The sequence below is a fragment of the Arenibaculum pallidiluteum genome (genome assembly GCF_017355985.1).
GTDB lineage: Bacteria > Pseudomonadota > Alphaproteobacteria > Azospirillales > Azospirillaceae > Arenibaculum > Arenibaculum pallidiluteum.
The window spans coordinates 62,756-75,152 of sequence record NZ_JAFIQU010000005.1 but is presented as its reverse complement, the minus strand read 5'-3'; the positions used below and the strand labels follow the sequence as shown (position 1 = coordinate 75,152).

Below are 12,397 nucleotides of genomic sequence, written 5' to 3'. Positions count from 1 at the left end.
TCAGCCCCTCTGGATCCGCGGGTCGAGCCCCGTCTGGAGGACGTCGACGGCGAGGTTCAGGAAGACGAAGAAGAGCGCGAGCACCAGGATCGTGCCCTGGAGCAGCGGCAAGTCGCGCTGGAAGATCGCCGCGTTGAGCAGGAAGCCGGTCCCCGGCCAGGAGAAGACGGTCTCGATCAGGATCGAACCGCCGAGCAGGTAGCCGAGCTGGAGGCCCATCACCGCCAGAGCCGTGGGCGCGGCGTTCTTGACGACGTGGCGGAACACGCCGCGGTCGCCCAGCCCCTTGGCCCGGAGGGCGCCGACGAACTCTTGTCCAAGGATGTCCGCGACCAGCGCGCGCACCGTCCGTGCGATGATTCCCATGGGGATCACCGACATGGTCACGGCGGGCAGGATCAGGTGCCGCATATGGGCCCAGTTCCAGGCCCAGTCGCCGGATCCGTCGGGACCGGCCCCGGTCGGCGGCAGCAGGTTGAGCTCTACCGAGAAGACGATCACGAGCACCATGCCAAGCCAGTAATGCGGCACGGAGACGCCCACGACCGCCAGGGCGGAGGCCGCCTTGTCGATCCAGCTGTCGTGGAAGTAGCCTGCGACGAAGCCGAACAGGCATCCGAAGGCGAAGCCGATCGCAGTGGCGACCGCCGCCAGCAGCAAGGTGTTGGAGACCGCCCTCAGCACCTCGGAGGCGACCGGCCGCGAAGTGGCGATCGACGTGCCGAGGTCTCCCTGGAGCGCGCGCCCCACCCAGAGCCCGAACTGATGCCAGTAGGGCCGATCGAATCCGTAGGTCGCCATCATCTGTGCCTTCAGCGCCTCCGAGGCGTCGGGCGGCAGCACCGATACCAGCGGATCACCAGGCGCCAGATGCACGAGGACGAAGCAAACCAGGGAGACGCCGACGACGATCGGAATCATGTAGATCAGGCGCCTGAGGACATAGCTGAGCACGGTTCCATCCGTTCGCGCGTGCAGGGGGGGTGCGCCGCCGGCGCGGGGGCCGGCGGCACGGGGCGCGGCTTCTCAGTCCATGGACATCGGTGCGATGTCGATGAACCAGGACTTGGGCTGAACCACGCCCTTGACCTTGGCGGAGAGCGCGCGGGGACCCACGTCGTGGGCAACCCAGAGGAACGGCGCCTCCTCGACGATGCGGGCATGGAGCCGGGCGAGCGCGGCGTCGCGCTCGGCGGCGTCGAAGGACGTCCGCGCATCGGCGACCAGCTTGTCGATCTCGTCGTTCCCGAAGTAACCCCAGTTGTTCGAGGTTGGCGGGAAAGCCTGGGTCGACACGAAGCGCACCATGGCGAAGAAGGGGTCCATGGCGGCGAAGGTCACGTTGGTGGCGTTTGCCCCGCGCGCGTTCGCGTGCTTGGCGCCCTCACGCCAGTTGGTGAAGAGGGCGTTCCACTCGATGACCTCGAGCTCGACGTCGAAGAAGCACTCCTTCAGCGCCTGCTGCAGATATTCGTTCATGGGAATCGGCTGCATCTGGCCGGAGCCCGAGGCCGAGGTGATGGTCTTCACCTTCAGCGGCTTCTGCGCCGAGTAGCCGGCCTCGGTCATCAGCTTCTTCGCCTCGGCGAGATCGTAGCGGATGTCGAACTTCGGGTTTCCCCACCACGGGTGGCCCGGCGGCACCGTTCCCTTCGGGGCGGCCATCAACCCACCCAGCAGCTCCTTCAGCTCGTCGCGGTTCACGCAGAGATTGGCGGCGTGCCGGACGCGCTTGTCCAGCCAGGGCGAGCCCTCGACGAAGGAGAACTGCCAGGGCCAGACATGCGGCTGCTCGTTCATGTAGAGCGAGAAGCCGCGGCTCTTGATCTGGGCGACGGCGTCGGGGGCCGGCGCCTCGATCCAGTCGACCTGGCCCGAAAGCAGCGCCGCGGTACGGGCGTTCGCCTCGGGAAGCGGCAGCAGGACGACGCGGTCGATCTTGGGGCGGCGCTTCTCGTCCCAGTAGGCCTTGTTGGCAACCATCTCGAAGCGCTCGCGCGGGACGAGCCGGATGCCGTCGAAGGGGCCGGTGCCCGAGGGATCCTCGGCGAAGGCGGCCCAGGCGCGCTTCGCGCGCTCCTTCGGGTCGGCGACGTCGGCCGGCACCGCCGCGAGCTTGGCCGCCCAATGGGCCGGCGAGGCCATGAAGAGGTTCGTCAGGTTGATCGGCAGGAACGAATCCGGCTGCGAGGTCGTCAGCTCGACCGTCATGTCGTCGATCTTCCGCGCGGCCTTCAGCGTGGGCATGCGCGAGACCGTCACGCCGACCTGGCTCTGGTCGAAATGCGGCGCGCTCTGGTCCAGCACCTTCTGGACGTTCCAGACCACGGCATCCGCATTGAAGGGCGAGCCGTCGTGGAATTTCACGCCCGGCCGCAGCTTGAAGACCCACTTGGTCCTGTCCGCCGCATCGGCAGCCCATTCCGTCGCCAATCCTGGGATCAGGACCGAGGGACCGTCCGGCTTGGAAAGATCCCAGTGGGTCAGGGCGTCGTACATCGGGATACCGGTGAACCGGTTGCCCTCGAACCCCTGGTCGGGCTGGCCGAGAGTGCGCGGAATATCGGCGGAGGTCATGCCGATGCGCAGCACCTTCTCCTGCGCCTTGGCGGCCATCGGGACGAGCGCCGAGGAAAGACACACGGCCGAGGCCATGAGGAACCTGCGCCAGCTCGCGGCGGGTCGGGTCATCTGGTTGCTCCCTGTTCGTCGGTTGGTTTGCCCAGACCGCCGATCAGCAAGAGGCGTGCCGCCCGGGCGGGACACCGGCCACGCGCCCCGACCGCCCCGTCCGGCCCAAGGGAAAGGCTGCATATTGTGCACAATGCTGTATCCGAGGCAGTCCACGCCCCCTCACGGCGCCCCTCATAGCGTTGCGTCATGCACCAGGATCGGTTCGTCCAGGGACAGAACCTCACAGTCCCGGTCGGGCTCCACCGCCTGGCCCATCACCATGACCAGCTCGCCCGGCGCCCCGATGGCGAAGATGGGGGCGTGCCAGACCCCCGGGGCGTAGTTGAAGGCCTGTCCCCGGGTGGCGACGAAGGCACGGGCGCGGGCGGGATCGGGGCCGCCTGCGACATCGGACTCCGTCACGACCACGAGACACCGACCGGCCGTCGTCGGCACGAAGAGCTGGGACGAGAGGGGATGCCGCTCGAAGCTGCGGACGAGGACGGGAACCCGGCTCGCGGCCATCGCATAGACCGCCACGACCGGCATCGTCCCTGGCCCGTCGAGGATCAGGCCCGCCGGCGCATCGTAGCGCAGCCCCCTGCCCTCGTTCACGGACCGGCCCGTCGCGCCGGCGCTGCCGACGACATGGCCGAAGGGTGCGAAGGCTGCCGCCGAAATCGGCACCGCCGCCAGCTCCCTCATCGGGTCATGCCCCTGTTCACGTCCTGCCCTCGAAACCCGGCGGAATCCTCTCGTGCCAGCGCGCCTGCCGCTCGTAGGCGCGGCCCAGGCGCAGCAGCGTGCCCTCGGCGAAGGGCCGCCCGACGAGCTGCACGCCCAGCGGCAGCCCCTCCGTGGTGAAGCCGGCGGGCACCGAGAGCGCGGGCAGGCCGAGATAGCTGAAGGGCCTCGTGTAGCGCGTCATGAGCCCCAGCACCTCGGCCATGCGCGGCGAGCCCGCGACGTCGGTCTCGGAGATGCCGGGGGCCGGAACGGCGACAGCCGGGCAGATCAGCGCATCCACCTGTGACAACGGCCCCGCGAGGAAGGCATCGAGCGCCGGCCGGCGGGCGCGCAGCGCGTCGATATAGGCGGTGGCCGGGATCGCGAGGCCGACGGACAGCCGCGTGCGGACCTGCGCCGTATACTCGTCGGGCCGCTCGCGCAGCCAGGCTGCGTGGTGGGCCGCCGCCTCGGCGCCGATCACGGTGTTCGCCAGCATGCCGATGCTTTCCAGGTCAGGCATGCGCACGGTGCGCACCGACGCTGCGAGCCGGGCCAGCGCGTCCGCGACCGCCGCCACGGCGTCGGCGATCTCGGGATTCGTCGCCTCGAAGCCGTTCTCCGGCATCCCCAGCCGCAGCCCGGCGACGTCACCGGCATCCTCGGGCGGGGGACGGTCCGCGGCGGTGGGATCGGCCGCGTCGGGCCCACAGATCGCGCGGAGCACGATGCCAACATCCTCGACCGTGCGCGCGAGCGGCCCGATCGTATCCATGGAGGGCGACAGCGGCATGGCGCCGGCGCGGCTGACCCGGCCCCAGGTCGGCTTCATCCCGGCAAGGCCGCAGAAATGGGCAGGCGTGCGGATCGATCCGCCCGTGTCCGAGCCCAGCGCGGCGAAGGCGAGACGGCCCGCCACCGCGGCGGCCGATCCGCTGGAGGACCCGCCGGTGACGCGGTCCCTGTCCCAGGGGTTGCGCGCCGCTCCGAGATAGGCGTTGTGGCCCGTCGGCCCGAAGGCGAACTCGGCCATGTTGAGCGTGCCGAGCTGGATCGCGCCCAGAGCCGAGAGCCGGGAGATCACCGTCGCCGTCACGGGCGCCCGCCAGTCCCGCCGCAGGGCCGAGCCGCAGGTGCAGACCCGACCCTCGCGGTAGAACATGTCCTTGTGCGCCAGCGGCACGCCGTCCAGCGGCGACAGGGCGCGGCCGGCCGCGCGGCGCGCATCAGCCGCCGCCGCCGCCGCGCGCGCCTCCTCCGCCTCCACCGCGATGAAGGCGTTGATCGAAGGGTTCAGCGCCTCGATCCGTGCGAGCGTCGCATCGACCAGCGCGGCCGCCGTCAGGGAGCCGGCCTCGAGCGCGGCCGAGGCCTCGGCCAGGGTCAGCAGCGCGGGATCGCTCATCGCCCGGCCCCGCCGAGCAGCGCCATGCCGAAATCCGCGGTCTCGGCCTCGAAGGGAAGCGCTCGCGTCAGGCGCTGCGCGGGCGCCAGGCTGTGCAGCGCGGCCGAGACGCTCTCGGCCTGCCGCGCCTCCAGCGCGATCCCCTGGGCTTCAATGATGGCTCTGGCAAGCGGCGCCGGAATGTCCATGTCTCTCGCTTTCCCGTCGGTACTTCGCCGCCGGAATTTGCAAGTTCCATGCCTTTCCTGGACCGCCCGGCGCGGGTGCAATGAGCCCGCTCGGGGGGCGCGGATCTCTGCTATCCCTTGGGCACAAGTCAGCGCCCAGCCGCGCGCCGACGACCCGTGAGGACACGATGATCGATGCGAACGGACGACCCATCACGAAGGCGGCCCTCAAGGGCCACCTCGCCACTTACAACGCGGGTGTCCGCGGCTCCAGGGAGTTCATGGCGCTGCCGCGGGCCCTGGTGATCGTCCTCGACAACCTCGCGGTCGGCAAGACGACCTACCTGAAGTGCCAGGACGGGCAGGTCCAGGTCAGCCGCGGGAAGGACCGCCTGATCGCCTCCAGCCTCTGAGAGCGCACGGTCCCGGCCCGACAGGCACGGTCAGAGCGCCAGGCACCGACGGAGGTTCCCGCGCATTCAGTTCGAAGCCTATCGACCGGCTGGGTGCCGCTATGGGGATAGGACCGATGACAGCCGTGCGCCGCGCGCCCGCTGCGGTATTGGTTTGGCCCCGCTGCCGAGTTCCCGAGCTGATCCGAAATGACCCCAAGCGCGTTCGAGGCTGCGCGCCTGCTCCTGCGCCTGTCCCGTTCCGAGTTCGCCGACATGCTGGGCATCAGCGAGGGCGCCGTCGAAGCCTACGAAGGCGCGGGAGCGTCGAGCCTGTCCGAGCGTCCCGAAATCCCTGCCCCACTTGCCCTCGCCGTCGCCGATCTCCTGATCCAGACGGGCCTCGCCGAGCAGAACCGCCGGAAGTTCTAAGCGGAGCGTGGCCCAAAGGGCTCGCCCCCGGTCCCGGGGCCGTCTTCGTCGCCCATTCCCGCGTCCGGCTTCGTTGCGGGGCGGCTTCGTTGCGGGGGTCGGAACGATCGCTACGCGGCGAGCCCTGCACGGACACGCCATGCGCCCAGCCGCTCGACCGCTTCGCGCAGCAGCGGCAGTTACTTGGCGAAGCACAGGCGGATCAGCCTGCGCATGTCGCGTTCGCCGTAGAACGTGCTGACCGGCACTGCCGCCACGCCGGATTCGGCGACCAGGCGCCGGCAGAAGGCGAAATCGTCGCTGCCGGGGTCGAGATCGCCGATGTCCAGGCACAGGAAATACGTGCCGCCGCACTCCAGCGTACTGAAGCCGTGTTCGCGCAGGCCGGTTTCCAGGAAGTCGCGATGCTCCTGCAGGATCGACTGGAGGCCGGCGAAGTAGTGATCCCCCAGGCCGAGCCCGAAAGCCACGGCCGCCTGCAGGTGCGGCGGGGTGGCGAAGGTGAGATACTGGTGGGCGCGTGCGACGGGCGCCAGCCGCTCCGCGCTGGCGGTGACATAGCCGACCTTCCAGCCCGTCACCGAGAACGTCTTCCCCGCTGACCCGATACGAAGGCAACGTCCGCGGGCCTCCGGCAGCGCCATCAGCGGCAAGTGATTACGCCCGTCGAAGGTCAGATGCTCGTAGACCTCATCGCAGACGGCGATCAGGTCGTGGCGTTCCAGCAGGCCCGCAAGGAACTCCAGCTCCTCGCGTGTGAACACCTTGCCGTTCGGGTTCATCGGCGTGTTCAGCAGGATGGCGCGGGTTCGCGGCGTGATCGCGTCGAGGATCCGCTGCCTCGGCAGTTCCCATTGCGGTGGCTCCAGGCGCACCGGTACCGGCACCGCGCCGGCACGGCGCAGGATCACCCCGTAGCTGTCGTAAGCCGGCTGAAAGACGAGCACCTCGTCGCCCGGCTCCAGAAGCCCGAAGAAGCAGTCGGCCAGTGCCTCGGTCGCACCGGAAGTGACCAGCACCTCGGACTGCCAGTCGACCTCGATACCCCAGAATCGGCGGTTGGTCTCGGCGACGGCCTGCCGCAACGCCGGCAGACCGAGCGTCGGCGGGTACTGGTGCGGGCCCGTGCGCAGGGCCTCCTCGGCCGCGGCAATCACCTCGGCCGCCTCGATCCCTTCCGGAAAGCCCTGCCCCAGATTGATCGCCCGATGCTCGGCGGCGAGGCGCGACATTGTTTCGAACACCGACGTACCGGTGTTGCCGAACACCGAATTTACCATAGCCAAGACCTCAATTTGCGCACAAATCACAGATCAAAACCGTCTTGCATCAGGGTTGCGCGGATTTATCTACCATGCAAGGATGTTTTCATCGGTGATTTCACATGGCGATAGTGCATATGCCCGGCGCAATGAGCAGCAGCACCCTGGTGATTGGCAGTGCGCCACGCGATTGTCCGATTGTCGTGAGTCGCGCCATCCGGTTTCGCGGAGCAGCGACGCCACATGGCGCTGGCGACGCGGGCTCTCGCCCCCGCGAACGAACCCAAACCCGACAAGGTGCTGGCCTCCGTGCCGCCCTGGAGCTGCTTCCATGAGCAAATCGCCTTCGAACCGGCCGCGCTGGACCGGACTCTCGACCCGCGCCATTCATCTCGGCTACGACCCGGCCAGCGAGCACGGCGCGCTGACCGCGCCGGTATTCATGACCTCCACCTATGCCTTCGAGACCGTGGAGGACGGCGCAGCTCTGTTCCGCGGCGAGAGGGAGGGCTACATCTACGGCCGCACCAGGAATCCGACGCAGGCGCTGCTCGAAGCGCGTGTGGCCGACCTGGAGGGGGCTGAAGCCGGGCTGGCGGTCGCTTCCGGCATGGCGGCGATCTCCGCGACCCTATGGACCCTCCTCCAGGCGGGCGACGTCGTGGTGATTGACAGCACGCTGTACGGCAACAGCTTCGCGCTGTTCATGCGCGGGGTGACACGCTTCGGCGTGCGCGTGGAGGTAGCGGATTTCACGGACCTGGACGATGTCGCCCGTGCGATGGCGCTGCGGCCGAAGCTCGTGCATTTCGAGACGCCGGCGAACCCCAATCTGCGCGTCGTCGACATCGCCGCAGTAAGCGCTCTGGCGCATGACGTCGGCGCCCTCGTAATGGTCGACAACACCTTCGCCACGCCGATCCTTCAGCGCCCCATCGAACATGGTGCGGATCTGGTCGTGCATTCCGCCACCAAATTCCTGGGAGGCCACGGCGACCTGATCGCAGGCGTGGTGGTCGGCCCTAGGGCTATCCTCGACCGCGTGCGCATGGAGGGGCTGCGCTACCTGACGGGTGCGACCATCGCGCCGCTGACCGCCTTCCTGCTGCTGCGCGGCCTGAAGACACTGGAGCTACGCATCGAGCGCCACAGTGCCTCGGCAGCGGCCGTCGCGGGGCTGCTGGCGGCGCACCCGGCGGTGCGCTGGGTCGGCTACCCGGGCCTGCCCGACGCCCCCGGACATGCCATTGCCAAGCGGCAGATGAGTGGCTTCGGGGGCCTCGTCTCATGCGAGCTGGAAGGCGGGATCGAGGCGGGAGCGCGCTTCATGAACCGGCTGATGCTGGCCACGCGCGCCGTCAGCCTCGGCGATGCCGAGACACTGGTCCAGCACCCCGCCAGCATGACCCATGCCGCCTACACGGCCGAGGAACGCGCCCGCCACGGCATCAGCGACGGGCTCGTCCGCCTCTCCATTGGTCTCGAGAACCTGCCCGACATCCAGGAGGACATCCTGCAGGCCCTCGACGCAGCGGCGCCGCCACGCCGCGGCTGACCTATCACAGGGCCGTCACGAGGCCCCCAGCCACAAGAAGGGAGTTGCTATGATCCATCGTCTTCTAGGGCGCGCCGTGGGCGCTGCCCTGTTCCTCGGCATGATGACGGCCGCAGGGGCCCACGCGGCCGAGCCGGTCCACCTGAAGGTGGGCATCCGCGGGGGCATCAGCGAGCCGATCTGGGAAATCGTCGCGAAGGTGGGCAAGTCCCGCGGCCTCGACATCGAGCCAGTGGTGCTCGCCGGCACGCTGAGCCCGAACGAGGCGCTGAACAGCGGCGAGTTGCAGGCCAACGCGTTCCAGCACATCCCCTTCTACCGCGACCAGGTCAAGCAGCGGGGCTACAAGCTGGCGATCGTCGGCAATACGTATCTTTCGCCGATCGCCTACTATTCCAAGAAGTACAAGTCCCTGAAGGACCTTCCGACAGGGGCCCGGGTTGGCGTGCCTGACGATCCCAGCAATGAAAGCCGCGCGCTCATCGTGCTGCGCGACGAGGGCTTGATCACGCTGCGCGACGGCTTCGACGCCTACAACGAGACCGCCACCCTCGCCGACATCAAGGAGAACCCGCGCAGGCTCGAATTCGTCGAAGCGAAGTCGGTGGTGCTGGCGCGTTCCTACGAGGACGTGGATGCGGCGGCGGTGATCTCCAGCTTCGGCTCGCAGGTCGGCCTCAACGCGGCGCGTGACGGCATTGCCCAGGAGCGGCGTGAGAACAATCCAAACGTCAATATCATCGTCGTTCGCGAACAGGACAAGGATGCCCCCTGGGTGAAGCCGCTGGTGGAATCGTTCCAGTCGCCTGAGGTCCGCGCCTATATCGAGAGGGAACTCGCCGGCGTCCTCATTCCGGCCTTCTGAGCGCGTGGAGGACGATCCGATGCTGCCGCATGGCACCGCCCTGAAGTGCGGCGAGGCCGCACCGCCGGTCCCGCATATCACCTTCGATGCGATCCACAAGGTCTATCCGGGCGGTGTGCAGGCGCTGCACGAACTCTCCTTCACCATTCCGCGCGGCAGCGTCTTCGGCATCATCGGACGGTCGGGCGCGGGCAAATCGACGCTGCTGCGCTCGATCAACATGCTGGAGCGCCCGTCCGGCGGGCGTGTGCTGGTCGACGGCATCGATGTCGGCACGCTGGGCGAGGAGGCGCTGATGCAGCTGCGCCGCCGCATCGGCATGATCTTCCAGCATTTCAACCTGCTGTCGGCAAAGACGGTGCGGGAGAATGTGGGGCTGCCGCTGAGGGTGTCGGGCGTCGGGGCCCCCGAGACCAGCCGCCGGGTGGAGGAGCTTCTGGAACTCGTAGGCATCGCGGACAAGGCCGATGTCTATCCTTCCAAGCTTTCGGGCGGACAGAAGCAGCGCGTCGGCATCGCCCGTGCCCTGGTGCACCGGCCCGACATCCTGCTTTGCGACGAGGCGACTTCGGCGCTCGACCCGGAGACCACGCATGCCATCCTCGACCTGTTGCGCGACATCAACGCCAAGCTCGGGCTGACGATCGTGCTGATCACCCATGACATGGCCGTGATCCGCGCGATCTGCGACGAGGTGCTGGTCCTCGACCAAGGCGGCCGCGTCGAGCAGGGACCGGTCTGGAAGGTCTTTGGCGACCCGCAAGGCGAGGCGACGAGAGCGTTGCTGCGGCCATTGCAGCACGGTGTGCCTGACGACCTCGGCCGACGCCTGCGGCCGGAACCGCCGGCGCGCGGCGGGCACGCCATCCTGGCACTGCGCTTCACTGGCGAAAGCCATCCCGAGGGGCTGTCGCTTGCGAGCCTCATGGCCCTTGCGCCCGAGGCAAGGCTGCTGCACGGCGGAATCGACCGCATTCAGGGCCACGCACAGGGCGACCTGCTGGTCGCCGTGCCCGCCGATTCGATCCGGCCGGTCGCGAGCCTGACCTTTTCTCCCGATTCCATGAGGGTGCTAGGCTATGTCGCCGACGATGTTTGACCGCTACCTGCGTGCCTTCGGGGAAACCCTGACGATGGTCAGCGTGTCGGTCGCGATCGCGATTTCCTGTGGCCTGGTGCTCGCCCTCCTGCTGGTCACTACCGCACCGGGGGGCCTTTACCCGAAGCCGCGCCTGAACAAGGGCCTGTCGGTGGTGGTCAATGTTTTCCGGGCGATCCCCTTCATCATCCTGCTGGTTGCCCTGCTCCCCTTCACCCGCCTCCTCGTCGGCACCACGCTCGGCATCTGGGCGGCAGTCGTGCCGCTCAGCATCCACCTGATCGCGTTCTATACCCGCATTGCCCAGGTCAGCCTGAACGAGGTGGACCACGGCCTGATCGAAGCCGCCCAGGCGATGGGCTTTCGCCGCTGGCACATCGTGCGCCACGTCATCCTGCCCGAGGCACTGCCCGGCATCGTGGGCGGCATGACGGTCTGCGTCATCGCCATGATCAATGCATCGGCGATGGCAGGGGCGGTCGGAGCCGGCGGCCTCGGCGACCTCGCGATTCGCTACGGTTACGAGCGCTATGAGACGCGGGTGCTGTTCGAGATCATCCTCATCCTGATCATCCTGGTAACCACGGTGCAGTTCGGCGGCGAATGGCTTTCGCGCCGCGTCAATCACCGCCGCTGACAGAGGGCGCCGCGCAATGCAAGGGGCTCCCCGCTGTTGACCCTGCTAGCGGTCGCGCTGGGTCGTCGACCGCCGCGAGGCTCCGATGAAACCTGCGAAGCAGGGGCGTGACTGGCCGGTGGCCTGGGTGCTGCTAGCCGGTGTCTGCGTCCTTCTGGGCGCCATTTTGCTGTCCGTCAGGCAGGAGACGGCAACCCCGCCGCTGAACGATTCCGACAACAGCTACTCCATGGTCTTTCCGATGGTGCCGCGGCACTGAGCCGGCCGACCCGTTCTCACTGGGGCTGCGGCGCCCGCTCCTCCCGCTCGGCCCCGTCGCGCAGGAACCCCGCAAGCTGCGTACTCACGACCGACGGCTCCTCGTGATGCAGCCAGTGCGTCGCCCTGGGAAGCCGGACCAGCCGCCCGTCATCGCACAAGGAGATCGCGGTCTCGGCCAGGCCGGGCTCGAGGAAGGCGTCGCGCTCGCCCCAGATCAGCAGCGTCGGCAGGCGCACCCGGCCTGAAGGAAGAGGGCCCCTGCGGCGCAACGCCCGATACCAGTTCAGCATCGCCGTCAGCGCGCCGGGCTGCGACCAGTCGGCCCGGCAGCGTGCGATATCCTCGGCGGAGAAGGTGCCGCGCCGGGCCGTACCCACCATGCTCCGCACGAGCAGCGCGCAGCCCCGGGCACGCAGCGCCGCCTCCGGCAGGAAGGGGAGCTGAAAGAACAGGACGTACCAGCTCCGCAGCGCCTGGCGCGGGTTGCGGCGGGCGAAGGACGCCAGCGTCGCCGGGTGGGGCGCGTTGAGCACCGCGATGCGCGAGACCTCCGCGGGATCGCGCATCGCCAGCCACCAGGCGACGATCCCTCCCCAGTCGTGGCCGACCACCGCGAAACGGCCGATCCCCTCCGACGCGGCCAGTTCGAGCACGTCCTCGGCGAGCCGGTCGAGCGAATAGGCCTCGATCCCCCGTGGCCTGTCGCTGCGTCCGAAGCCACGCTGGTCCGGCGCCAGCACGCGGAACCCCTGCGCCGCCAGCGTGGTCGCGACGGGGTCCCAGGCCGAGCCCGTCTCGGGAAAGCCGTGCAGCAGGATCACCGGCGGCCCGTCCAGCGGCCCGTGCGCGGCCAGGCGAAGGCGGACTCCCGCACGAGGCAGGCGGACCATCCTGTCCTCCGGCATGCCGGCCCTCCTCTTCGC

The 12,397-nt window shown here is 68.8% G+C and carries 14 protein-coding genes; 7 read left to right on the top strand and 7 right to left on the bottom strand.

Features of this window, described 5'->3' with window-relative positions:
• The 5 genes from JUB13_RS12260 to JUB13_RS12240 form a co-directional block, all read right to left on the bottom strand.
• Positions 1 to 954, bottom strand: a complete 954-nt coding sequence (locus JUB13_RS12260; protein WP_207479192.1) for an ABC transporter permease — start codon at positions 952 to 954, stop codon at positions 1 to 3.
• A gap of 72 nt (positions 955 to 1,026) precedes the next feature.
• Complete coding sequence (locus JUB13_RS12255) at positions 1,027 to 2,691, bottom strand: ABC transporter substrate-binding protein (RefSeq protein WP_207479189.1); 1,665 nt, start codon at positions 2,689 to 2,691, stop codon at positions 1,027 to 1,029.
• Positions 2,692 to 2,865: 174 nt separating this feature from the next.
• Entirely contained in the window at positions 2,866 to 3,378 is a 513-nt protein-coding gene (locus JUB13_RS12250; protein ID WP_207479187.1) for an ureidoglycolate lyase, read from the bottom strand.
• Between the two features lie 16 nt (positions 3,379 to 3,394).
• Complete coding sequence (locus JUB13_RS12245; RefSeq protein WP_207479185.1) at positions 3,395 to 4,804, bottom strand: amidase; 1,410 nt, start codon at positions 4,802 to 4,804, stop codon at positions 3,395 to 3,397.
• Positions 4,801 to 4,992, bottom strand: a complete 192-nt coding sequence (locus JUB13_RS12240; protein ID WP_207479183.1) for a hypothetical protein — start codon at positions 4,990 to 4,992, stop codon at positions 4,801 to 4,803. The genes JUB13_RS12245 and JUB13_RS12240 overlap by 4 nt, the downstream gene beginning before the upstream one ends.
• 167 nt (positions 4,993 to 5,159) lie before the next feature.
• Here JUB13_RS12240 and JUB13_RS12235 point away from each other — a divergent pair, with 167 nt between their 5' ends.
• Positions 5,160 to 5,384, top strand: a complete 225-nt coding sequence (locus JUB13_RS12235; protein ID WP_207479181.1) for a hypothetical protein — start codon at positions 5,160 to 5,162, stop codon at positions 5,382 to 5,384.
• Between the two features lie 189 nt (positions 5,385 to 5,573).
• Positions 5,574 to 5,795 carry a helix-turn-helix domain-containing protein gene (locus tag JUB13_RS12230; protein ID WP_207479179.1) on the top strand — a complete coding sequence of 74 codons (222 nt, stop codon included), beginning with the start codon at positions 5,574 to 5,576 and terminating at the stop codon, positions 5,793 to 5,795.
• Positions 5,796 to 5,974: 179 nt separating this feature from the next.
• On the opposite strand, the gene JUB13_RS12225 is transcribed toward JUB13_RS12230, so the two are convergent.
• Positions 5,975 to 7,075 carry an aminotransferase gene (locus JUB13_RS12225; protein WP_207479811.1) on the bottom strand — a complete coding sequence of 367 codons (1,101 nt, stop codon included), beginning with the start codon at positions 7,073 to 7,075 and terminating at the stop codon, positions 5,975 to 5,977.
• 313 nt (positions 7,076 to 7,388) lie between these two features.
• Here JUB13_RS12225 and JUB13_RS12220 point away from each other — a divergent pair, with 313 nt between their 5' ends.
• The 5 genes from JUB13_RS12220 (at position 7,389) to JUB13_RS12200 (ending at position 11,472) form a co-directional block, all read left to right on the top strand.
• The gene (locus JUB13_RS12220; protein ID WP_207479177.1) at positions 7,389 to 8,612 is read left to right on the top strand and encodes a trans-sulfuration enzyme family protein; all 1,224 of its coding nucleotides are present in this window, start codon (positions 7,389 to 7,391) and stop codon (positions 8,610 to 8,612) included.
• Positions 8,613 to 8,661: 49 nt separating this feature from the next.
• Positions 8,662 to 9,477: a MetQ/NlpA family lipoprotein gene (locus JUB13_RS12215; protein ID WP_207479175.1), complete on the top strand. Its 816-nt coding sequence runs from the start codon at positions 8,662 to 8,664 to the stop codon at positions 9,475 to 9,477.
• 19 nt (positions 9,478 to 9,496) lie between these two features.
• A complete protein-coding gene (locus JUB13_RS12210; protein ID WP_207479173.1) occupies positions 9,497 to 10,576 on the top strand; it encodes a methionine ABC transporter ATP-binding protein in 1,080 nt (359 codons plus the stop codon).
• On the top strand, positions 10,557 to 11,213 hold the full coding sequence (locus JUB13_RS12205) for a methionine ABC transporter permease (RefSeq protein ID WP_207479171.1): 657 nt from the start codon (positions 10,557 to 10,559) through the stop codon (positions 11,211 to 11,213). Before JUB13_RS12210 ends, JUB13_RS12205 begins: the two co-directional genes overlap by 20 nt.
• An 85-nt stretch (positions 11,214 to 11,298) precedes the next feature.
• Positions 11,299 to 11,472, top strand: a complete 174-nt coding sequence (locus JUB13_RS12200) for a hypothetical protein (protein ID WP_207479169.1) — start codon at positions 11,299 to 11,301, stop codon at positions 11,470 to 11,472.
• A gap of 16 nt (positions 11,473 to 11,488) precedes the next feature.
• Here JUB13_RS12200 and JUB13_RS12195 read toward each other — a convergent pair whose 3' ends face one another.
• Complete coding sequence (locus tag JUB13_RS12195) at positions 11,489 to 12,379, bottom strand: alpha/beta fold hydrolase (protein ID WP_207479167.1); 891 nt, start codon at positions 12,377 to 12,379, stop codon at positions 11,489 to 11,491.
• Between the last annotated feature and the right edge of the window lie 18 nt (positions 12,380 to 12,397).